Genomic DNA, 21,552 nt, shown 5'->3' with positions numbered 1-21,552 from the left:
ATAAGACCTAGTGCTTTAGTCGGGATTGGCGGAGTCGAGGGCGCATACCATAGCAAAATGCGCAAGACCGCACCATCAAGCTGCAGGCTTGTCTGCGTCCTTGACCACGCCGGCGAAGTCCTCGTCACGCAGTTGCGGCAAATCCTTGGCGCAGTAGTCACTACCTAAGGACTTGAGCGCGCCGCACATACCCTCAAGACGCCCATCCACCGCATGCAGGTGATCGAGCAACTGACCAATGGCACGAGCAACGGGGTCCGGCATGTCCTGACTCACGCCATAAGCATCGAAACCCAATTTCTCGGCAATCGCCTGGCGCTTGGCCTCCTGCTCATCATCGGTTTTGACGATGATCCGCCCAGGGATGCCGACAGCCGTAGCACCTGCCGGCACCTCCTTGGTCACCACCGCATTGGAGCCGATTTTTGCACCTGCGCCCACCGTAAACGGCCCCAACACCTTGGCCCCTGCGCCCACTACCACACCATCTTCCAGCGTCGGATGGCGCTTGCCTTTATTCCAGCTGGTGCCGCCCAAGGTAACCCCCTGATAGAGCGTTACATCGTTTCCAATCTCTGCCGTTTCACCAATGACGATACCCATACCATGATCGATAAAGAAACGCCGACCAATCTTCGCACCGGGATGAATTTCGATACCCGTCATCCAACGACTAAAGTTGGACACCACGCGCGCCAGCCACTTCCAGCCCGACACCCACAAAGCATGCGCCACTCGATGCAGCCAGACGGCATGCAACCCCGGATAGCACGTGACCACCTCAAAGGCATTACGCGCCGCCGGGTCGCGATGAAATACGCTCCGGATATCCTCTTGCATGCGCTCAAACATCTGAACCCTCCCGCCTAAGGTGCTCGCCACGCGCCGCCTTGATGGTTTCCGTCAAGATACCGCGCAAGATATTCATTTCCAGTTTGTTCACTGCGCAACGCCCGTACAAGCGACGCAGGCGACTCATGAGATGTCGCGGCCTAGAGGGATCAAGAAACCTGATTTCAATCAGCGCTTGCTCCAGATGACGATAAAACGACTCCAGCTCATCCGCCGCTACCAGCTCTTCATCAGGATCAACAACCGCAACTTGCTTGACCGGCTGCCCCTCTGTGGCCAGCCAGGCAATACGCACCTCGTAAGCCAGCACTTGCACAGCCGCAGCCAGATTCAACGAGCTGAATGCCGGGTCGGAGGGAATGTGCACATGATAGTGACAGCGCTGCAGCTCCTCATTGGTCAGACCGGCATACTCGCGCCCAAACACCAAGGCAACCTGAACACCTTGCTGCGCCTGCTCGCACGCAGCAACACCACATTCACGCGGCTCCAGCATCGGCCAGGGAATATGCCGATCCCGCGCACTGGTGCCCAGCACCAGACGACAACCGACCAGCGCCTCTTCAAGCGTGCCGACTACCTGCGCCGATTCGAGAATATCAGCAGCCCCAGAAGCCCTGGCCACCGCTTCTTCACTCGGGAAATCCCGTGGCTCAACCAGCACCAACTGCGACAACCCCATGTTTTTCATGGCCCGCGCCGCGCCACCGATATTGCCCGGATGACTGGTACCGACCAACACAACGCGAATATTTTCCAGCAACGCAAACGCTCACAGATAAGGGCTAGAGGCGCAAATCTTACATAAGCCATCCGCCTTGCGCCACGCAAGACGCAGGTTGCGCTTCAACCGCCACACTTTTCTGCTAGAATGGCCGGCTTTCTTTAACGACCCAGGTGAACATCCATGCAGCCCATGCTGAATATCGCGCTGCGCGCAGCCCGTAGCGCCGGCGAAATGATCTTCCGCTCGACCGAACGCTTGGACGTCATCTCGGTCGACGAGAAAGAAGCCAAGGACTACGTAACTGAAATTGACCGCTCCGCCGAGCAGCTGATCATTCAGGCATTGCGCAAAGCGTTCCCGAACCACGGCATCCTCGGCGAGGAAAGCGGCCTCAGCGAAGGCAGCGGCGACGGCGCAGACTACCTGTGGATCATCGACCCACTGGACGGCACCACCAACTTTATCCGCGGCATCCCCCACTACGCTGTCAGCGTCGCCTGCAAATACCGTGGCCGCCTTGAGCACGCCGTGATCATCGACCCGGTACGCCAGGAAGAATTCACCGCCAGCCGTGGCCGTGGCGCTGCCCTCAACGGCCGCCGCCTGCGCGTCGGCAACCGCAAGAGCCTGGAAGGCGCCCTCCTCGGCACCGGCTTCCCGTTCCGCGACAGCCAGATGGAAAATCTGGAGAACTACATCAGCATGTTCCGCAGCCTTGTCGGCCAGACCGCCGGTGTACGCCGCGCAGGCGCAGCGAGCCTGGACCTGGCCTACGTGGCCGCCGGCCGCTTCGATGCCTTCTGGGAATTTGGCCTGTCCGAGTGGGACATGGCCGCTGGTGCACTGCTGATTCAGGAAGCAGGCGGCCTGGTCAGTGACTTCAGCGGCGGCCACGACTTCCTGGAAAAGGGCCAGATCGTTGCCGGTAACACCAAGTGCTTCAAAGCCGTACTGACAGCCATTCAGCCGCACTTGTCAGCCTCCTTGAAACGCTGATCAAACCCCAACAAAAAAGCGCCTCACGGGGCGCTTTTTTATATCCACTGAAAGCTTTCGATCAGTTGGACTGATCGACCAACACCAGCTGACCATCCTTGACCGGAATCTGCCGCCCCGGATCACTGACCATGCGCACCTGACTCACCTTGCCATCCAGCTCATATTTAACGTCGTAACCCACCAATTTCTCACTGCTGTCGGTCACCGTACTGCAACGGGTTTCAGTCGTGGTGTAGGTATCACGACTCTGCAGATGCTCCTGGGCCTTGTTACCGGCATAACCGCCGCCCACCGCACCCGCGACTGTCGCCAGCTTCTTGCCATTGCCACCACCAACCTGATTACCCAGCAAGCCGCCCACCACTGCACCAATCGCCGTTCCGGCTATCTGGTACTGATCCTTGACCGGCGCCTGACGCGTCACGGCAATCTCTTTGCACACCTCACGCGGCGTCTTGATGGTTTCCTTGACCGGCTTAACCGCAAGCACTTCAGCATACTCTGAGGCACTGACAATACTGTAAGTAGCGACCGCCCCGCCTGCCGTCACCCCCACCGCACCCAGCACCACCCCGACCAACATCGACTTATTCACACAGACCTCCAAGAACCGCTGCTTGGCGCTTAACGCACCTTACTCCCGGCCTTGGAGCATAAAAAAACCGGGCAAGTTCAACACCGGCCCGGCTCATACAGCTATTTGCGATAAGACGCACAGAATCAGGGGCGCTCATCCACCTCTTCAGCCACCACAGGCGGAATCAGGTCATCCACACTCAGGTTGAGCCAGATCAGCACCACGTTGGCGATATAGATCGATGAGTACGTACCAGCCAAGACCCCGATCAGCAGCGCCACCGAGAAACCGAACAGGTTGTCACCAGCGAACAACAACAGCGCGACAATCGCCAACAGCGTGGACACCGAGGTCGCGACAGTGCGCAACAGGGTCTGCGTGGTGGAGATGTTGATGTTGTCGATCAGACTGGTCTTACGCAGCACGCGGAAGTTCTCGCGCACCCGGTCGAACACCACGATGGTGTCGTTCAACGAGTAGCCGATGATCGCCAGCACCGCCGCGAGCACCGTCAGGTCGAAGGTCACTTGGAAGAACGACAGAATACCCATGGTCACAACCACGTCATGCACCAGAGAGAGCACCGCACCCAGGGCAAACTTCCACTGGAAGCGGAAAGCCAGGTAGAGCATCACGCCCCCCAGAGCCAGCAACATGCCGATGCCACCCTGATCGCGCAGCTCTTCACCCACCTGCGGGCCAACGAACTCGACCTTCTTCACCTGCAGCGCATCACCCGACTGCTGCAGCGCATCCGCCACCTTGCGCCCCAAATCCGGATCATCACCTTGCATACGCACCACCACATCAGTGGTCGCACCAAAGCTCTGCACCACGGCATCAGCAAAACCTGCCGCTGCCAACTGATCACGCACCTTGCCCAGATCAGCCGGCTGCGCGTAACTCAACTCGATCTGCGTGCCGCCGGTGAAATCCAGACCGAAGTTCAAACCTTTGTAAAACCAGCTACCCAACGCAAGCAAAGTCAGCAGCACGGTGATGGCGAACGCAATATTGCGCACACCCATAAAATTAATCGTACGCATCATCTAAGCCCCTTAGACCCACAGCTTCTTGAAGTCACGCCCGCCGCAGGTCAGGTTGACCATGGCGCGAGTCACCAGAATCGCGGTAAACATCGACGTCACGATACCCAGCGACATGGTCACAGCGAAGCCCTTGACCGGCCCGGTGCCCATGGCAAACAGAATCCCGCCGACCAGCAAGGTGGTCAGGTTGGAGTCGAGAATCGCGCTATAGGCACGATCGAAGCCTTCATGAATCGCCCGCTGGATCGACATGCCATTGGCAATCTCTTCGCGAATCCGCGAGAAGATCAGCACGTTGGCGTCCACCGCCATCCCCATGGTCAACACGATACCGGCAATACCCGGCAGGGTCAGGGTGGCGCTGAGCAGCGACATCAAGGCCAGCAGCAAGACCATGTTGAACGCCAGTGCGATGGTCGCCAGCACCCCGAAGAAGCGGTAAATGGCGATGATAAACAGCGAGACGAACAGCATGCCCCACAGCGACGCATCAACACCCTTGGTGATGTTGTCGGCCCCCAGGCTCGGGCCAATGGTGCGCTCTTCGGCAAAGTACATCGGCGCCGCCAGACCACCTGCACGCAGCAGCAAGGCCAGCTCGGACGATTCGCCCTGACCGTCCAGCCCAGTGATACGGAACTGGCTGCCCAGCGGCGACTGGATAGTCGCCAGGCTGATGATCTTCTTCTCTTCAACGAAGGTCTGCAGCTCGACTTCCTTCTCGACACCATCGACTACCTGGCGCACATAACGGGAAACCGGCTTCTGCTCGATAAAGATTACCGCCATGCTGCGCCCGACATTACTGCGGGTCGCACGGTTCATCAGGTCACCACCGCGGCCATCCAGACGGATATTCACCTGCGGGCTGCCATTCTCGTCAAAGCTGGCCTGAGCGTCAGTCACCTGGTCACCGGTGATGATCAGCTCACGCTCCAGCTGCGCCGGCGGACGGCCTTCCTGACGGAATTCAAAACTTTCGGTCGCGGCCTTGGCAGCATCCGGCTCGGCAGCCAGACGGAACTCCAAGTTGGCGGTCTTACCGAGAATCCGCTTGGCTTCAGCGGTGTCCTGCACGCCCGGCAGCTCGACCACGATGCGATTGGCACCCTGGCGCTGGACCAGCGGCTCGGCAACACCCAGCTCGTTGACCCGGTTACGCACGGTGGTCAGGTTCTGCTTGATCGAATACTCACGGATTTCCGCCAGCTTAGCCTGCGTCAGCGTCAGGCGCAGCACCTGCAGCTCATTACGCCGCACGGTGATCATATCGAAATCGTTGAAGTCCTTACGGATCAGCTGCTGAGCTTTCTCCAGCGCCGCTTCATCGGCAAAACCCAACTGAATGGCGCCATCAAGCTCAGGCAGGCTGCGATAGCGCACGCGCTCCTTGCGCAGCAGGCTTTTGACCTCGCCTTCATAAACCTTGCGGCGGGCATCCAGCGCCTTGTCCATGTCCACTTCCATCAGGAAGTGCACACCACCGGACAAGTCCAGACCCAGCTTCATCGGGCTACCGCCCAGGTTACGCAGCCACTGCGGCGTAGTTTGCGCCAGGTTCAGGGCAACCACGAACTCATCACTCAGCGCCTTGCGTACCAGCTCTTTGGCTGGCAGCTGGTCTTCGGCCTTGTTCAGGCGCAGCAGACCGGCACGGCCTTCGCTAGCCAGGGTGATCGCTTTTACCTGGATACCAGCGTCTTCCAGAGTGCGCTTGACGCGCTCAAGATCGGCCTGCTCGACGCGCATGGCCGTACTGTTGCCACTGATCTGGATCGCCGGATCATCCGGGTACAGATTGGGCAGGGAATAGAGAGTGCCGATTGCCAGCACAGCCAGAATCAGCAGGTATTTCCAGACAGGGAATTTGTTGAGCATGACGCCGCCCGTTATGACGCGGGGCGCATGAAGCGCCCCGTCGAATGGTAAAGGTGTGTTGCTTAGATCGCTTTCAGCGTGCCCTTGGGCAGCGAAGCGGCGATGGCCACTTTCTGAATTTTCAGTTCGACAGTATCGGACACTTCGATGACAACGAAGTCATCGGAGACTTTCGACACCTTGCCAGCAATACCGCCGCTGGTGACCACTTCGTCGCCTTTCTGCAGACCACCGATCAGGTTCTTGTGCTCTTTGGCCCGTTTGGCCTGCGGGCGCCAGATCATCAGATAGAAGATGACCAGAAAGCCGACCAGAAACACCCATTCAAAACCACTACCAGCAGGACCGGCAGCCGGTGCGGCGCCTTCAGCGAAAGCAGCGGGGATAAAAAAGCTCATGTAACACTCCTGTTGCAAGGGTCTTTAAAGGTTGGGAATCAATCCAGAGGCGGCGTTGGCAGCCCACGCTTGGCATAGAAGGCATCGACAAAGGCGGCCAATGTACCCTGTTGAATAGCCTCGCGCAAACCAGCCATAAGCACCTGATAATGCCGTAAGTTATGGATTGTATTGAGCATACTACCCAGCATTTCGCCGCATTTATCCAGATGATGTAGATAGGCGCGGGAGAAATGTTTACAGGTGTAACAGTCGCAGGTCGGATCTAGCGGCGACTCGTCATGCTTGTGGAAGGCATTGCGAATCTTCAGCACACCGGTATCAACAAACAGGTGGCCGTTGCGCGCGTTGCGAGTCGGCATTACGCAGTCGAACATATCCACACCACGGCGTACGCCTTCAACCAGATCCTCTGGCTTGCCCACGCCCATCAGATAGCGCGGCTTATCAGCCGGCAACTGCGGCGGCAGGTAATCCAGCACCTTGAGCATTTCCTCTTTCGGCTCACCCACTGAAAGGCCGCCGATGGCATAACCGTCAAAGCCGATCTGCTCCAGCCCGTCCAAAGAGACTTTGCGCAATTCTTCATACATACCGCCCTGGACGATGCCGAACAGCGCCGCCGTGCTGTCGCCATGCGCCTCTTTCGAGCGCTTGGCCCAGCGCAGCGACAACTCCATCGAGCGCTTGGCCACATCGAACTCGGCCGGATAGGGCGTGCACTCGTCGAAAATCATCACGATGTCCGACCCCAGGTCGCGCTGTACCTGCATCGATTCTTCCGGCCCCATGAACACCTTGGCGCCATCCACCGGTGAGGCGAAGTACACGCCCTCTTCCTTGATCTTGCGCATGGCCCCCAGGCTGAACACCTGGAAACCACCGGAGTCAGTGAGGATCGGCCCCTGCCATTGCATAAAGTCATGCAGATCGCCGTGCTTCTTGATCACTTCAGTGCCAGGACGCAGCCACAAGTGGAAGGTGTTGCCGAGAATGATCTGCGCACCAATCGCCTCGATGTCGCGCGGCAGCATGCCCTTGACCGTGCCATAGGTGCCCACCGGCATAAACGCCGGGGTCTCCACCACACCACGGGGGAACGTCAGCCGACCACGGCGCGCTTTGCCCTCGGTCGCCAACAATTCGAAAGACATGCGGCACGTGCGCGTCATAAGTGTTCCTCTGGCCCGCGCGGCGCGGGGTTGCGGGTGATGAACATGGCATCACCGTAACTGAAAAAACGATATTCACCGGCAATCGCCGCCTGATAGGCCGCCATGGTTTCCGGGTAACCGGCAAACGCTGACACCAGCATCAGCAGGGTTGATTCCGGCAAATGGAAGTTAGTCACCAGTGCATCGACCACATGCAGCGGCCGCCCTGGGTAGATAAAGATGTCCGTGTCTCCGCTAAAGGCTTTAAGCACGCCATCGCGCGCCGCACTCTCCAGCGAACGCACACTGGTGGTGCCGACGGCAATCACTCGACCACCACGCGCACGACAGGCGGCTACGGCATCGACCACATCCTGGCCGACCTCCAGCCATTCGCTGTGCATATGGTGATCTTCGATGCGCTCAACCCGCACCGGCTGGAAGGTGCCAGCACCGACGTGCAGGGTCACGAACGCTTGTTCAACACCTTTCTCGGTAATTGCCGTGAGCAGCTGCTGATCAAAATGCAGCCCGGCGGTCGGCGCCGCAACAGCACCGGCACGGTTGGCATAAACAGTCTGGTAGCGCTCGCGGTCGGCCTGCTCATCCGGCCGATCAATATAGGGCGGCAACGGCATATGGCCGACCCGTTCCAGCAGTGGCAGCACGTCTTCAACAAAGCGCAGCTCGAACAGCGCATCGTGGCGCGCGACCATTTCGGCCTCACCACCACCGTCGATCAGGATCATCGAACCCGGCTTGGGCGACTTGCTCGAACGCACGTGAGCCAGCACGCGGTGAGCGTCCAGTACGCGCTCGACCAGAATCTCCAGCTTGCCGCCCGAAGCCTTCTGGCCGAACAGTCGCGCCGGAATCACCCGGGTATTGTTGAACACCATCAGATCGTCGGGACGCAGGTAATCCAGCAGATCACTGAACTGTTTATGCGCCAGCTCACCCGTCGGCCCATCGAGCACCAGCAAACGGCTGGCACGGCGTTCGGCAAGGGGATGGCGGGCAATCAGAGCGCCAGGCAGTTCAAAATTGAAGTCGGCAACACGCATGGTCGGAAGGGGATCGTCTAGCAGGGCGGCAAAGCTTACCGGAAATCGTGCATGCTGACCACGCAAGTGGATTGACCAACCCCAACACCATCCCTATACTGCGCCGCCATTGTGCCCCGGTGGCGGAACCGGTAGACGCGGCGGATTCAAAATCCGTTTTCGAAAGAAGTGGGAGTTCGAGTCTCCCCCGGGGCACCATAAACTCGAAGAAAGGCCTTGAGACTCAAGGCCTTTTTTATTGCCTGCGCAAAAAACGAAACCCATGTGATTTAGCGCGCCGCATCAGCAGCTCTGACCCCATCAGACAAATCGACGAAAACCGGCTAAGACCCAGCATTTGCATGCCTTGGCAGGGATTGGCATTTGCGTGAAAGTTAGCGTAGAGTTTCTGCACTGTGTTTGCATGGGTCGCCGAAAATCGTGACCTGGTGCAGTAGATCATCGCGATCCGCTACATCCCGCTCGACGCCGCATTACTCCTTGCAACCAGTATCAGCCCCTCATATCGAGTAGCGGCTGTCATCAACTCAAGTTTCAAGGAATACAACATGTCGAATCGTCAGAACGGTACCGTCAAGTGGTTTAACGACGAGAAAGGTTTTGGTTTTATCACTCCTGAAAGCGGTCCGGATCTGTTCGTGCACTTCCGCGCGATCCAAGGCAACGGCTTCAAGAGCCTGAAAGAAGGCCAGAAGGTCAGCTTTATCGCCGTGCAGGGCCAAAAAGGCATGCAGGCTGACGAAGTGCAAATCCAGGAGTAATCCTGCCGCTTCGAAGAACCCCTGATGGCAGCATCAGGGGTTTTTTTATGGCTGCTGAATGTCACGCCAATTCCAGCCGGCACAATGCACATGATCACCTTACCTACCCCGAATACAGTATTGTTGCCGCCATCCCGCTAGCCGATTGAGTAAAGAGCCGACTATGCCGAACCACCTGCTGCGCCCGCAGGGTGATTTCCCCAGCGCCGGACTGATCCGCCGCCTTGCCGCCATGTTCTATGACTTCCTGCTGTGCGTAGCACTGCTGATTGTGGTGACGTTCATCTACAAGTTGATCCTGATGGGTTTCTACGGCGAGGCGCAACTCAAGCAGATGTCAGATTCAGGAGCACTGGACGGCGACCCCCTGCTATCGACTCTGCTGTTTCTCAGTCTGTTCGGCTTCTTTGCCAAGTTCTGGACGCACAACGGCCAGACCCTAGGCATGCAGGTCTGGGGCCTGCGGATCCAAAACCGCGATGGCAGCGCCATCAGCCTGTGGCAAGCGCTGTTGCGATTTCTGGTGGCCATAGGCTCCTGGCTGCTGTTCGGCCTGGGGTTCTTCTGGATGCTCTGGGACAAGGAAAGCCGCAGCTGGCATGACATTTATTCAGAAAGCCAAGTCGTTCAACTGCCAAAGAACATCCATAAAAAATAGCGACTGCTACCACTCGCCATTGACCAGCAGAACAACTCAAGCTAATTCAACTGCGCACAAAAAAAGCCGGCACACGCATCACTGCATGTGCCGGCTTTTTCTCATAACGTCAGCCCGCTCGCCGCAACAACCAGATACCCGCCAACGCACAGACGCCCGCAGGAACCAACACCGCCAGTAGCGGCGAAAAGCCGAATACCAGGCTCGACGGCCCCATCAGATCCTGACTGATCTTGAATACGAAACCGACCAGCACACCAGTGAATACACGCTGCCCCAGCGTCACCGAACGCAATGGCCCGAAAATAAAGGAAATGGCCATCAGCACCAATGCAGCTGTCACCAACGGCTGCAAAACCTTAGTCCAAAACGATAGCCAGTACTGACTGTTGCTCAGACCCTGCTCAGCCAGGTAGTGGATATAACCCCACAACCCGGTAATCGACAGCGCATCAGGGGCCAGCACTACGGTGCCAAGCAACTGCGGTGTCAACTCAACATCCCAGCGCTCGCTGTCCTGCTTGATGACCTCACTGCTGCGCTCACGAAAGTGCGTGGTTGCAACATCGTCCAGCTGCCAGTGATCGCCCTGGTACTGCGCACGCCGCGCGAAGCTCGATGACTGCATGCGCTTGTGTTCATCGAAACGATAGCGGGTCACCCCGAGCAATACACCATTAGGCTGCACGGCGTTAATGTGAACATACTCCTGCCCCTGGCGATGCCACAGACCGCGCTTGGCGCTCTGCGCTTCACCACCGCCCTGCGCCATGGCACGACTGGCCTGAGCCTGATTTTCGCTATAAGGCGCGAGGTACTCACCGATCAGCAAACCGACGAGCATCAGCACCAGCATCGGCTTCATAACCGCCCAGACGATCCGACCAATCGACACACCGGCAGCCCGCATGATGGTCAGCTCGCTGTTGCTGGCCAACGAACCCAGCCCAATCAGGCAACCGATCAGCGCCGCCATCGGCAGCATTTCATAGAGACGCCGCGGCGCTGTCAGCAGCACGTACCAGAGCGCATCGAGCAGGCCATAGTTCTCCTCGACATCACCCAACTCGTCAATAAAGGCAAACAGAAGTGCCAAGCCAACAATGATGCCCAGCACAGCAAGAATGGCGACAAATACCTGTGCACCGATGTAGCGATCCAACTTAACCACGGGCCACCTCCAGCGCCACACGACGGGCCGCCCAGCGCAAGCGCAGCGGCTCCCAATACAGCAACAGCAGCCCGATCAATGCGAACAGCCCATGCACCCACCACAAGCCCAGGGCTGCGGGGATTTTCTCTTTATCCAGCGCACCACGCGCGCCAATCAGCAGCGCCAGATAGGCCATGTACAAGAGGATGGCCGGCAACAACTTAAGGAAACGCCCCTGACGTGGATTGACCCGCGACAGCGGCACGGCCAGCAGGGTGACCACAAAAACCAGCACCGGAATCGACAAGCGCCACTGCAGCTCGGATTGCATACGCGGTTTGTCACTGCCAATCAGTTCACGGGTTGGCATCGCTTCGCGATCTGTCACATCCGCCTCAACCTGGGGCTTAGGCAACAATACGCCATAGGTTTCATATTTGATGGCGCGGTAATCGGCCTGGCCGGGGTTACCGTCGTAGCGGTAGCCGTTTTCCAGAATCAGGTAGCGGCTGCCATCCGCCTGAATTTCCTGGCGACCGGACTCGGCGACCAGCACGGAGATACCACGTTCCTTGTCGCCCTGGCTGGACAGCTGTTTCTCGGAGATGAAAACCCCGGTCAGCGAACCGCGATCCTCCGAGAGCTCTTCGGTGTAGGTCACACGCGAGCCATTTTTCATCGACTGAAAACGCCCCGGCACCAAGGTATCGAGTTCAGTCATGGCACTTTGCTGATTGAGAATCCGCGCCACATGCTCAACACCTTGCGGAGCAAGGCCCAGGCTCAACCAGCCCGCCAGCAACGCCACCAGAGCCGCCGGAGCCAGGCTGTAGGCAAACAAGCGCTGCTGGCTCATGCCGGTGGCTGACAACACGGTCATTTCACTGTCGAGGTACATGCGGCCATAAGCCAGCAAAATGCCGAGAAAAAGCCCCAATGGCAGAATCAGCTGCAAAAAACCAGGGATGCGGTACGCCATGATCATCAGCAGCACCCCGGGGTCGAGCAGACCCTGCGCCGCCTGGGCCAGGTAACGGATAAAGCGGCCACTCATAATGATGACCAGTAGCACCGCGCTCACGGCACTCAGGGTCAGCAACACTTCACGGAACAGATAACGGAAGACGATCAAACCAGACACTCCAGGGTTGTCAGGCTCAGGCGGCTAAGATCAAACTAGCCGCACTGCTTGCCGGCTCGCCCAACTGGCGAACCATCGAAAAATAGCCAGCATTATCCTGCAATACCGACGCCTTGTCTTGGGGACACCACGTAATGGAATTTATTGTTAAAAGCGCCCGCCCAGAAACACTAAAAACCGCCACCCTGGTTATCCCTGTTGGTGAGGGAAAAAAACTCGGCGAAACCGCCAAGGCTATCGACACCGCCAGCGCGGGCGCAATCAGTGCTCTGCTCAAGCGCGGCGACCTGGCCGGCAAGGTCGGCCAGACCCTGCTGGTACACAACCTGCCAAACCTGAAAGCCGAACGCGTGCTGCTGGTCGGCGCCGGTAAAGACAGCGAACTGTCTGACCGCCAACTGCGCAAATTGATCACCAGCATTTACAGCAGCCTGAAAAGCCTCGGTGGCAGTGACGCGGTACTCGCGCTCGACGAGCTGCAGGTCAAAGGCCGCGACACCTACGGCAAAACCCGCCTGATGGTGGAAAGCCTGGCCGATGCCGGCTACTGCTTCGACCGTTTCAAGAGCCAGAAGGCCGAAGCCGGCGCACTGAAGAAGCTCACCCTGCTTACGGAAAAAGCCAACCTGGCCGACGCCGAGCGCGCCAGCACGCACGCCCAGGCGATTGCCGCCGGCATGGCTTTCACCAAAGACCTGGGCAATCTGCCGCCGAACCTCTGCCACCCGAGCTACCTGGCCGAAGAAGCTAAAGCCCTGGGCAAAGCCTACAAAAACCTCAAGGTCGATGTTCTCGACGAGAAGAAACTCAAGGAACTCGGCGCTGGCGCCTTCCTCGCCGTGGCCCAAGGCAGCGACCAGCCGCCACGGATGATCGTCATGCAATACCAGGGCGGCAAAAAATCCGAGAACCCTTACGCCCTCGTCGGCAAGGGCATCACCTTCGACACCGGCGGCATCAGCATCAAGCCAGCCGCTGGCATGGATGAAATGAAGTACGACATGTGCGGTGCGGCCAGCGTATTCGGCACCCTCAAGGCCGTACTGGAACTGCAACTGCAGATCAACCTGGTGTGCTTGCTGGCCTGTGCCGAGAACATGCCGAGCGGCGGCGCCACGCGCCCCGGCGACATCGTCACCACCATGAGCGGCCAGACCGTGGAAATCCTCAACACCGACGCTGAAGGCCGTCTGGTGCTGTGCGATACCCTGACCTATGCCGAGCGTTTCAAGCCGCAAGCGGTGATCGACATCGCCACCCTTACCGGCGCCTGCATCGTGGCCTTGGGCAGCAATGTCTCCGGCCTGATGGGCAATAACGACGCACTGGTGCAGCAGATTCTCGGTGCCGGCCTGACCGCCGACGACCGCGCCTGGCAGCTGCCGCTGTATGACGAGTACCAGGAGCAGCTGGACAGCCCGTTCGCCGACATTGCCAATATCGGCGGGCCGAAAGCCGGCACCATCACGGCGGGCTGCTTCCTCTCGCGCTTTGCCAAAAACTTCCACTGGGCGCACCTGGATATCGCCGGTACGGCCTGGATCAGCGGTGGCAAGGACAAAGGCGCGACCGGTCGTCCGGTGCCGATGCTGACGCAGTATTTGCTGGATCGCAGCAACGCCTGAGTTACGGGCACCTTAGTAGGAGCGGTGTTAACTGCGATTGACTGGTAAGCTGCGCGCCTGTCAGCAAGCCGCTCCTGCAACCAACGCCTAAGCGTGCCGCCATGCCCCGAATCGAATTCTACGTACTGTCCACTGCCGTGCCGGCCGAGCGCCTGCGCGCAGCCTGCCAACTGGCGATGAAAGCCTGGCGCGCCGGCCTGCCGGTGTTTCTGCGCGGCAGCGATACCCAGCAATGCAGCGAGGTGGATGAACTGTTGTGGCACTTCAAGGCGGACAGTTTTGTGCCGCACAGTCTCTACCAGGATGACGCGCACGCACCGGTGGTGATTGGCCAGGACGAAGAGCCCAGCAGCACTCAGGGCGTGCTGATCAACCTCGGCAGCACCCTTTCACCCCAGGTCGAGCGCTTTAGCCGGGTGATTGAAATCGTCAACCAGGAACCCGACCTACTGACCGCCTGCCGGGAGAATTTCCGCAGCTACCGGCAGCGCGGGTATGATCCCAAACGAGTCGAACTCTAGTTGCACAGTATGGACACCCCAAAGCCTCCGCAAAAACCCGCTCAACTGCTGAACGACCTGGAGTCGATCCGCCAACTGCTGGGCGATGAAAACCTCGAACCACCGCTGCTGATCGACACCCTCGACCCGGACAGCATCCCCGTCCTCTCGGATATCGTGACCCCACCACCCAAGGTGGCAGCGGTAACGCCAGCACCTGCGCCCAAGCCACCGGTTGCGCAAACCCTGCGTGAAACCGTAAGCCAGAGTGTCAGCCGCGATAGCGAGATGAACCGCCTGGATAGCGAACTTCGAGCTGCAGCTCAGTTGATCCTGCAGGATGTGATCGACGATTTCGTGCCGCAGATCGAAGCCGAGCTGAAACGCCGCCTAGATGCCCGCCTGACCCGACTGCTTCCGCCGCGTCGTCCGTAACCACACGCACGCCCACCAGTCAGCCACACCACGCGCGCCCTTACGTCATATAGGCCATCCCCGCTATACTTGCCGGCTTTTCCGTCTAGCCGTCATAAGGGTCCCGCCGCGCATGGACAAGACCTACCAGCCGCACGCCATTGAAACCGCCCTGTACCAGAACTGGGAGGCGAACAACTATTTCGCCCCGCAGGGTTCGGGCGAGCCCTACACCATCATGATCCCGCCGCCGAACGTCACCGGCAGCCTGCACATGGGCCATGGTTTCAACAACTCGATCATGGATGCGCTGATTCGTTTCCGCCGCATGCAGGGCCGCAACACCCTGTGGCAGCCGGGCACCGACCACGCGGGCATCGCCACGCAAATGGTGGTTGAGCGTCAGCTGGCTGCTGATGGCATCGGCCGTCACGACCTGGGCCGCGAGAAATTCCTGGAGAAGGTCTGGGAATGGAAGGAACAGTCTGGCGGCACCATCACCCGGCAGATCCGTCGTTTGGGCAGCTCGGTGGACTGGTCACGCGAGCGCTTCACCATGGACGACGGCCTGTCCGAGTCGGTGAAAGAAGCCTTCGTGCGCCTGCACAAAGACGGCCTGATCTACCGCGGCAAGCGCCTGGTTAACTGGGACACCAAGTTTCACACCGCCATCTCCGACCTTGAAGTGGAAAACCACGACGAGAAAGGCAGCCTGTGGAACCTGCGCTACCCGCTGGCCGACGGCAACACCACCGCCGACGGCAAGGATTACCTGATCGTCGCCACCACCCGCCCGGAAACCATGCTCGGCGACAGTGCCGTTGCGGTTAACCCGAACGACGAGCGCTATCAGGCGCTGATCGGCACCTTCGTTGAGCTGCCGCTGGTGGGCCGCCGCATCCCGATCATTGCCGACGATTACTGCGACCCCGAGTTCGGCACCGGCTGCGTGAAAATAACCCCGGCCCACGATTTCAACGACTATGAAGTCGGCAAGCGCCACAACCTGCCGCTGCTCAACATCTTCGACAAAAACGCTGCCGTATTGGCCAAGGCCCAGGTGTTCAACATCGACGGCAGCGTCAACAGCGACATCGACGGCAACCTGCCGGCCGAATACGCCGGACTGGATCGTTTCGAAGCACGTAAACAGATCGTCGCCGCGTTTGAAGCCGCGGGCCTGCTGGAAGGTATTGAACCGCACGCCCTGAAAGTGCCGAAAGGCGACCGCTCCGGCACCATCATCGAGCCGTGGCTGACGGACCAGTGGTACGTCAGCACCAAGCCACTGGCCGAAAAAGCCATCGCCGTGGTCGAAAGTGGCGAGATCCAGTTCGTGCCCAAGCAGTACGAAAACATGTACTTCAGCTGGATGCGTGACATTCAGGACTGGTGCATCAGCCGCCAGCTCTGGTGGGGCCACCGCATTCCGGCCTGGTACGACGAGGCCGGCAACGTCTATGTCGGCCGCGACGAAGCGGAAGTGCGTGCCCAACACAACCTGGGCGACATCGCCCTGCGTCAGGACGAAGACGTCCTCGACACCTGGTTCAGTTCAGGCCTGTGGACCTTCTCCACCCTCGGCTGGCCGCAGCAAACCGACGAATTGAAGACCTTCCACCCGACCGACGTGCTGGTCACTGGCTTCGACATCATCTTCTTCTGGGTCGCGCGGATGATCATGCTGTCCACCCACCTGACCGGGCAGATCCCGTTCAAGACCGTCTACGTGCACGGCCTGGTGCGCGATGGCCAGGGCCAGAAGATGTCCAAGTCCAAGGGCAACGTGCTCGACCCGCTGGATATCGTCGACGGCATTACCCTGGAAGCGCTGCTGGAGAAACGCACCAGCGGCATGATGCAGCCCAAGCTCGCCGAGAAGATCGCCAAGCAGACCCGCGCCGAATTCCCCGAGGGCATCGCCGCCTACGGCACCGACGCCCTGCGCTTCACCAACCTGGCGCTGGCCTCCACCGGCCGTGACATCAAGTTCGACATGGGCCGCGTCGAGGGTTACCGCAACTTCTGCAACAAGATCTGGAACGCCGCCAACTTCGTGCTGGAAAACACCGACGGCCAGGACACCGGCGTTAACGGTGAGCCGGTCGAGCTGTCCTCGGTGGACCGCTGGATCATCTCCGCGCTGCAGCGCACCGAGGCCGACGTTACCCGTCACCTCGACGCCTTCCGCTTCGACCTGGCCGCGCAAACGCTGTACGAGTTTATTTGGGACGAGTACTGCGCCTGGTACCTGGAGCTGGTCAAGCCGGTGCTGTGGGACGAGAACGCGCCGATCGAGCGTCAGCGCGGCACCCGCCGTACCCTGATTCGCGTGCTGGAAGTGGCGCTGCGTCTGGCCCACCCGTTTATGCCGTTTATCACCGAAGAAATCTGGCAGCGCATCAAGCCCCAGGCAGGCGTCAGTGGTGAAACCATCATGCTGCAGGCCTGGCCGGTGGCCAATGAAAGCCGCATCGATGCCGCCGCCGAAGGCGATATCGAGTGGGTCAAGCAGCTGATGCTCGGCCTGCGGCAGATCCGTGGCGAGATGAAAATCTCCATGGCCAAGCGCATCGACATCATCCTGGCCAACGCCAGCGACGAAGACCGCCGCCGCCTGACCGACAACGCGCCGCTGCTGAACAAGCTGGCCAAGCTGGAGTCAGTACGCGTGCTGGCAGCCGGCGAAGAAGCGCCGATGTCAGCCACTGCGCTGGTCGGCGATATGCAGGTGCTGGTGCCGATGGCCGGGCTGATCGACAAGGACGCCGAACTGGCGCGCCTGGATAAAGAGATCGCCCGCCTTTCCGGTGAAGTGCAGCGCGTCGGTGGCAAGCTCGCTAACGAAGGTTTCGTCGCCAAGGCCCCAGCCGACGTGCTCGATAAAGAGCGCGCCAAGCTGGCTGAGGCCGAACAAGCCCTGAGCAAGATGGTTGAGCAGCGCGGCAAGATCGCCGCACTCTGATCAGCCCGCAACACCCACAGCCCGCGCCCTCACAGGCGCGGGTTTCTTTTTTTGTAGGAGGGGCTTTTGCCGCGAGTTTTAACAGCAAAGTCTCGGCTACGACTGCATGGATGCAGGAGGTAGAGCGAAGCAGGATGCCAGAGCCGAAAGCCCCTCCCACGGTTCACCTGATCGACCGGTACACCCATGACTGATACACGCTCCCCTTCCCTGCTCGACGCCCTGCTGCCGATTGGCGTGCTGGTGCTGCTGTTGGGCCTTTCCGTTTACCTGTACGGCGACAGTTCCTCCAGCGGGCCGAACCAGATCGCGCTGATGAGCGCCGCCTTTGTCGCCGGATTGGTAGGCCTGAAGAACGGCCTGCAATGGGCACAGATTGAGGAAGGCATCCTCGCCGGCATCCATATGGCGATGAAGGCCAACCTGATTCTGCTGGCAGTCGGTGCGCTGATCGGCACCTGGATTCTCGCCGGCACCGTGCCGACCATGATCTGGCTAGGCCTCAAGCTGATCTCGGCGGAATACTTTTACGTCACCAGCTGCCTGATCTGCGCCCTCACCGCGCTGTCCATCGGCAGTTCCTGGACCGTCGCCGGCACCCTGGGCATCGGCCTGATGGGCGTAGCCGCCGGTTTGGGCCTGGACCCGGCGATTACCGCCGGGGCGATCATTTCTGGCGCCTACTTTGGCGACAAACTCTCGCCGCTCTCCGACACCACCAACCTGGCCCCGGCGGCGGCCGGAGCCGAGCTGTTTGCGCATATCCGCCTGATGCTGCGCACCACGGTGCCGGCCCTGCTGATCGCCCTGGTGCTGTTCTTTATCCTCGGTCAGCAGGCTGACGGTAGCCATGACACCGCGCGCATCGCCGAAGTGCTGCGGGCGCTGGAAAGCCAGTTCAGCCTGGGCTGGCATCTGCTGCTGCCGGTAGCCCTGCTGCTGTTTCTCGCGGTGCGCCAGTGGGCGGCCTTTCCGGCGGTGTTTGTCGCCGCGCTGCTGGGCGGGGTGTTTGCGGTGGTGTTCCAGCCGGAAGTGATGACGCGCCTGGCCGATCCAGCCGCCGGCAGCCTGGCGCCGCTGAAAACCGTGTGGACGGCGCTGTTCGCCGGTTATGAATCCAGCAGCGGTAACCCGGCGCTGGACGGCCTGTTGTCCAAGGGCGGTATGGCCAGCATGCTCACCACGGTGTGGCTGATCATCTGCGCCATGTGTTTTGGCGGCGTACTGGAAAAACTCGGCCTACTCCAGCGCCTGCTGCAAAGCACCCTGCACCTGGCGAAAAGCACCAGCAGCCTGATCGCCAGCACCATTGCCACCACCATTGGCACCAATATCATCACCGCCGACCAGTACATCGCCCTGGTACTGCCGGGCCGTATGTACCGCGCCGAGTACGAAAAACGCGGGCTGGCGCCGGTCAATCTGTCGCGCGCCCTGGAAGACGGCGGCACCCTGACCTCGGTGCTGGTGCCGTGGAACACCTGCGGCGCCTATATGGCCGCGACCCTCGGCGTGGCGACCCTGAGTTACCTGCCGTACTGCTTCTTCAACCTGCTGATGCCACTGCTGGCAATCACACTGGCCTTTGTCTTCCCGCCGCAGACCATCATGCCCGTTCAAGCCGAACGCGACGACCTGTCGCAAGCCTGAAGCAAGGCTAGCCCGAACCGCGCATCGCCGCGCGGTTCGGGCAGCGCAGGGCCAACCCATCAGTCAGAAAACACCCGCTTAGGCCTCAGTGGGGCTCGCAGCACGATATTTACCCTCCCAATTTCTGAGCATTTCAGGCATCTTCGTCCACGCATCAAAAGCGCGCGGCACCTCTAATCCAATAAAAAAGCCCTGCAAATGGAATTCTGAGCATGTATGCGTTGATGGCTTTGATCTTCGTCCTCGGTTACCTGTACATCGCCCCCGAATACCCGCTGAAAATCGATAAAGCCGCCTCAGCGATTCTGACAGCCGTCATCTGCTGGACCCTGTTGGTATTGAGTGCAGACAGCATTCTGCCGCTGATCGGTGCCGCCACCGCCGGGGCCAGTGGCAATGACCATCACGTCACCGAAGAGCTGCGCCATCACCTGGGCGAAATTTCCGAGATCCTGTTCTTCCTGATGGGCGCCATGACCATCATCGAGCTGATCGATGCCCATGAAGGTTTCAAGGTCATCACTGACCGCATACACACCAACAAACGCATCACGCTGCTCTGGGTGGTTGGCGTTCTGCGGCGCATCGACACCACCAGCGTGCGGTTCGTCCTTGGCATCCTGCTGGCGGTCTCCAGCCTGGCCACCGCTGGTCACCTGACCCTGGTGGCGACCCTGCTGCGCGAAAGCCTGAGCAATGTCTATGCGATCAACATTGCGCTCTCCGCCGTGGTCGACAACGTACCGCTGGTGGCCGGTGCGATGAAGATGTATCCCCTGGTCACCCCGAACGTGCTGGCCCTGGCCGGTGCCGACACTGCCTGGCTGAGCAATTTCCAGATCAACGGTACCTTCTGGGAAATGCTCGCCTACTGCGCCGACACCGGCGGCAGCGGCCTGATCATCGGTTCGGTGGCCGGTGTGGCGGCCATGGGCATGGAGAAGATCAACGGTATCTGGTACCTGAAGAAGATCAGCCTGCTGGCCTTCCTTGGTTTATCTCCGGTGCGGCAACCTATATCGCGATTGCCACACTGAACTGACCCTCAATCAGGCCGTGCGCCAGTGGCGCACGGCATCAAGCCAGGAACAGAGCCAATGGACATCAGTAAAACCCGCACCAGCTTCTACCGCCGCCTGTATGTGGCCTGGCTGATCGACAGCGGCGCTGCCACCAGCGTCCCGGCACTGATGGCCGCCACCGGCATGCCACGACGCACTGCCCAGGACACCCTGGCCGCCCTGGCCGAGCTGGATATCGACTGTGCCTTCCAGCAGGAAAGCGGCGAACGCAATAACGCCGGGCACTATGAGATTCGTGACTGGGGGGCGATCAATCCACAGTGGATTGCCACCCACCTGGCGCAGATCAAAGCCGTACTCGGCTACCCCTGAAACCACGAGGCCACCATGCGCAGTTCCTCCCGCCTGCTGCTGGTCATCCTGTTTCTGCTGGGCCTGTTCGCGCTGTTCGAAACCCTGGGCATCCGCGCGCAGCTCAACCTCAACGCCTTGCAGGCGCTGCTCCTGATGCATCCGGTCGTCGGCCTGCTGCTGTTTACCCTGCTATTTGCCCTGGGCAATCTGATCCAGCTTCCCGGTTGGGTATTTCTCGCCGCTGCGGTGCTCACCCTGGGACGGGTGTATGGCGGTGTCGTCACCTATATCGCGGCCTGCGTGTCCTGCACCGTGACCTACATCACCATTCGCTATCTGGGTGGAAACGCCCTGCGTGAGCTGAGCAACCCGCTGGCGCAACGCCTGCTAAGCGGCCTTGATCGTCGCCCGCTGGCCAGCATCATCAGTCTACGCCTGCTGTTTCAGACCGTGCCGGCGTTGAACTACGCGCTCGCCTTGTCTGGCGTGCGCTTTCGCATCTACCTGCTCGGCACCCTGCTCGGCCTGCCGCTGCCCATTGCCCTGTACTGCGTGTTCTTCGACTACCTGGCCATGCTGCTCGATATTGCCCACTAGCGCCGGCATCCAGC

The 21,552-nt window shown here is 59.9% G+C and carries 20 protein-coding genes, 1 tRNA gene and 1 pseudogene; 12 read left to right on the top strand and 10 right to left on the bottom strand.

Annotated features, from left to right (window positions below; translation table 11 throughout):
* Window positions 1-75 precede the first annotated feature (75 nt).
* On the bottom strand, window positions 76-852 hold the full coding sequence (cysE, locus tag OU997_RS13355) for a serine O-acetyltransferase (RefSeq protein WP_108488421.1): 777 nt from the start codon (window positions 850-852) through the stop codon (window positions 76-78).
* Window positions 845-1,615, bottom strand: coding sequence for a tRNA (cytosine(32)/uridine(32)-2'-O)-methyltransferase TrmJ (gene trmJ, locus OU997_RS13350; protein WP_108488420.1), 771 nt, complete (start codon window positions 1,613-1,615; stop codon window positions 845-847). Before trmJ ends, cysE begins: the two co-directional genes overlap by 8 nt.
* Window positions 1,616-1,759: 144 nt before the next feature.
* Here trmJ and suhB point away from each other — a divergent pair, with 144 nt between their 5' ends.
* Window positions 1,760-2,575 (top strand): inositol-phosphate phosphatase, encoded by an 816-nt coding sequence (gene suhB / locus OU997_RS13345; RefSeq protein WP_267807028.1) that lies wholly within the window; start codon window positions 1,760-1,762, stop codon window positions 2,573-2,575.
* A 61-nt stretch (window positions 2,576-2,636) separates the two neighbouring features.
* On the opposite strand, the gene OU997_RS13340 is transcribed toward suhB, so the two are convergent.
* From OU997_RS13340 to queA, 6 genes are all read right to left on the bottom strand, one after another.
* Entirely contained in the window at window positions 2,637-3,173 is a 537-nt protein-coding gene (locus OU997_RS13340) for a glycine zipper 2TM domain-containing protein (protein WP_267807027.1), read from the bottom strand.
* A 125-nt stretch (window positions 3,174-3,298) separates the two neighbouring features.
* Window positions 3,299-4,204: a protein translocase subunit SecF gene (secF, locus tag OU997_RS13335; RefSeq protein WP_108488417.1), complete on the bottom strand. Its 906-nt coding sequence runs from the start codon at window positions 4,202-4,204 to the stop codon at window positions 3,299-3,301.
* A 9-nt stretch (window positions 4,205-4,213) separates the two neighbouring features.
* Window positions 4,214-6,082, bottom strand: coding sequence for a protein translocase subunit SecD (secD, locus tag OU997_RS13330; RefSeq protein ID WP_108488416.1), 1,869 nt, complete (start codon window positions 6,080-6,082; stop codon window positions 4,214-4,216).
* A gap of 62 nt (window positions 6,083-6,144) precedes the next feature.
* On the bottom strand, window positions 6,145-6,480 hold the full coding sequence (gene yajC / locus OU997_RS13325) for a preprotein translocase subunit YajC (RefSeq protein WP_090375534.1): 336 nt from the start codon (window positions 6,478-6,480) through the stop codon (window positions 6,145-6,147).
* A gap of 38 nt (window positions 6,481-6,518) precedes the next feature.
* Window positions 6,519-7,634, bottom strand: coding sequence for a tRNA guanosine(34) transglycosylase Tgt (gene tgt / locus OU997_RS13320; protein WP_267809906.1), 1,116 nt, complete (start codon window positions 7,632-7,634; stop codon window positions 6,519-6,521).
* 14 nt (window positions 7,635-7,648) lie between these two features.
* On the bottom strand, window positions 7,649-8,698 hold the full coding sequence (gene queA, locus OU997_RS13315) for a tRNA preQ1(34) S-adenosylmethionine ribosyltransferase-isomerase QueA (RefSeq protein WP_267807023.1): 1,050 nt from the start codon (window positions 8,696-8,698) through the stop codon (window positions 7,649-7,651).
* Window positions 8,699-8,811: 113 nt separating this feature from the next.
* Here queA and OU997_RS13310 point away from each other — a divergent pair.
* The 3 genes from OU997_RS13310 to OU997_RS13300 all read left to right on the top strand — a co-directional run bounded on the left by OU997_RS13310 (window position 8,812) and on the right by OU997_RS13300 (window position 10,117).
* Window positions 8,812-8,896 (top strand) — tRNA-Leu (locus OU997_RS13310).
* 350 nt (window positions 8,897-9,246) lie between these two features.
* Window positions 9,247-9,459, top strand: coding sequence for a cold-shock protein (locus OU997_RS13305; protein ID WP_090248782.1), 213 nt, complete (start codon window positions 9,247-9,249; stop codon window positions 9,457-9,459).
* Between the two features lie 163 nt (window positions 9,460-9,622).
* Complete coding sequence (locus OU997_RS13300) at window positions 9,623-10,117, top strand: RDD family protein (RefSeq protein ID WP_108488413.1); 495 nt, start codon at window positions 9,623-9,625, stop codon at window positions 10,115-10,117.
* A 109-nt stretch (window positions 10,118-10,226) separates the two neighbouring features.
* Here OU997_RS13300 and lptG read toward each other — a convergent pair whose 3' ends face one another.
* Both lptG and lptF read right to left on the bottom strand, forming a co-directional pair.
* Window positions 10,227-11,288: an LPS export ABC transporter permease LptG gene (gene lptG, locus OU997_RS13295; protein ID WP_267807017.1), complete on the bottom strand. Its 1,062-nt coding sequence runs from the start codon at window positions 11,286-11,288 to the stop codon at window positions 10,227-10,229.
* Window positions 11,281-12,402: an LPS export ABC transporter permease LptF gene (gene lptF, locus OU997_RS13290; protein ID WP_267807014.1), complete on the bottom strand. Its 1,122-nt coding sequence runs from the start codon at window positions 12,400-12,402 to the stop codon at window positions 11,281-11,283. The genes lptG and lptF overlap by 8 nt, the downstream gene beginning before the upstream one ends.
* Window positions 12,403-12,545: 143 nt before the next feature.
* Here lptF and OU997_RS13285 point away from each other — a divergent pair, with 143 nt between their 5' ends.
* From OU997_RS13285 to OU997_RS13250, 8 genes and pseudogenes are all read left to right on the top strand, one after another.
* Window positions 12,546-14,036: a leucyl aminopeptidase gene (locus tag OU997_RS13285; protein WP_267807011.1), complete on the top strand. Its 1,491-nt coding sequence runs from the start codon at window positions 12,546-12,548 to the stop codon at window positions 14,034-14,036.
* Window positions 14,037-14,137: 101 nt separating this feature from the next.
* A complete protein-coding gene (locus tag OU997_RS13280; RefSeq protein ID WP_267807008.1) occupies window positions 14,138-14,557 on the top strand; it encodes a DNA polymerase III subunit chi in 420 nt (139 codons plus the stop codon).
* A gap of 9 nt (window positions 14,558-14,566) precedes the next feature.
* Window positions 14,567-14,971 (top strand): DNA polymerase III subunit chi, encoded by a 405-nt coding sequence (locus tag OU997_RS13275; protein ID WP_267807006.1) that lies wholly within the window; start codon window positions 14,567-14,569, stop codon window positions 14,969-14,971.
* Between the two features lie 112 nt (window positions 14,972-15,083).
* Window positions 15,084-17,915 carry a valine--tRNA ligase gene (locus tag OU997_RS13270; RefSeq protein ID WP_267807003.1) on the top strand — a complete coding sequence of 944 codons (2,832 nt, stop codon included), beginning with the start codon at window positions 15,084-15,086 and terminating at the stop codon, window positions 17,913-17,915.
* Window positions 17,916-18,101: 186 nt separating this feature from the next.
* Window positions 18,102-19,565, top strand: coding sequence for a Na+/H+ antiporter NhaC (gene nhaC / locus OU997_RS13265; protein WP_267807001.1), 1,464 nt, complete (start codon window positions 18,102-18,104; stop codon window positions 19,563-19,565).
* Window positions 19,566-19,777: 212 nt separating this feature from the next.
* Window positions 19,778-20,607: pseudogene (locus OU997_RS13260) on the top strand (hypothetical protein).
* A 55-nt stretch (window positions 20,608-20,662) separates the two neighbouring features.
* Window positions 20,663-20,959 carry a winged helix-turn-helix domain-containing protein gene (locus OU997_RS13255; protein WP_108486584.1) on the top strand — a complete coding sequence of 99 codons (297 nt, stop codon included), beginning with the start codon at window positions 20,663-20,665 and terminating at the stop codon, window positions 20,957-20,959.
* Between the two features lie 15 nt (window positions 20,960-20,974).
* The gene (locus tag OU997_RS13250; protein ID WP_267806997.1) at window positions 20,975-21,538 is read left to right on the top strand and encodes a VTT domain-containing protein; all 564 of its coding nucleotides are present in this window, start codon (window positions 20,975-20,977) and stop codon (window positions 21,536-21,538) included.
* Window positions 21,539-21,552 lie beyond the last annotated feature (14 nt).

The organism is Pseudomonas sp. SL4(2022), from assembly GCF_026625725.1.
GTDB lineage: Bacteria > Pseudomonadota > Gammaproteobacteria > Pseudomonadales > Pseudomonadaceae > Aquipseudomonas.
This window is presented reverse-complemented; position numbering and strand designations above follow the sequence as displayed.

Coding starts and splice junctions, on each gene's coding strand:
- queA (WP_267807023.1), bottom strand. CDS start 8,698: ATGCGTGTTGCCGACTTCAATTTTGAACTGCCTGGCGCTCTGATTGCC.
- OU997_RS13250 (WP_267806997.1), top strand. CDS start 20,975: ATGCGCAGTTCCTCCCGCCTGCTGCTGGTCATCCTGTTTCTGCTGGGC.
- secF (WP_108488417.1), bottom strand. CDS start 4,204: ATGATGCGTACGATTAATTTTATGGGTGTGCGCAATATTGCGTTCGCC.
- OU997_RS13270 (WP_267807003.1), top strand. CDS start 15,084: ATGGACAAGACCTACCAGCCGCACGCCATTGAAACCGCCCTGTACCAG.
- OU997_RS13275 (WP_267807006.1), top strand. CDS start 14,567: ATGGACACCCCAAAGCCTCCGCAAAAACCCGCTCAACTGCTGAACGAC.
- OU997_RS13255 (WP_108486584.1), top strand. CDS start 20,663: ATGGACATCAGTAAAACCCGCACCAGCTTCTACCGCCGCCTGTATGTG.
- nhaC (WP_267807001.1), top strand. CDS start 18,102: ATGACTGATACACGCTCCCCTTCCCTGCTCGACGCCCTGCTGCCGATT.
- secD (WP_108488416.1), bottom strand. CDS start 6,082: ATGCTCAACAAATTCCCTGTCTGGAAATACCTGCTGATTCTGGCTGTG.
- suhB (WP_267807028.1), top strand. CDS start 1,760: ATGCAGCCCATGCTGAATATCGCGCTGCGCGCAGCCCGTAGCGCCGGC.
- tgt (WP_267809906.1), bottom strand. CDS start 7,634: ATGTCTTTCGAATTGTTGGCGACCGAGGGCAAAGCGCGCCGTGGTCGG.
- cysE (WP_108488421.1), bottom strand. CDS start 852: ATGTTTGAGCGCATGCAAGAGGATATCCGGAGCGTATTTCATCGCGAC.
- OU997_RS13300 (WP_108488413.1), top strand. CDS start 9,623: ATGCCGAACCACCTGCTGCGCCCGCAGGGTGATTTCCCCAGCGCCGGA.
- OU997_RS13305 (WP_090248782.1), top strand. CDS start 9,247: ATGTCGAATCGTCAGAACGGTACCGTCAAGTGGTTTAACGACGAGAAA.
- OU997_RS13280 (WP_267807008.1), top strand. CDS start 14,138: ATGCCCCGAATCGAATTCTACGTACTGTCCACTGCCGTGCCGGCCGAG.
- yajC (WP_090375534.1), bottom strand. CDS start 6,480: ATGAGCTTTTTTATCCCCGCTGCTTTCGCTGAAGGCGCCGCACCGGCT.
- OU997_RS13285 (WP_267807011.1), top strand. CDS start 12,546: ATGGAATTTATTGTTAAAAGCGCCCGCCCAGAAACACTAAAAACCGCC.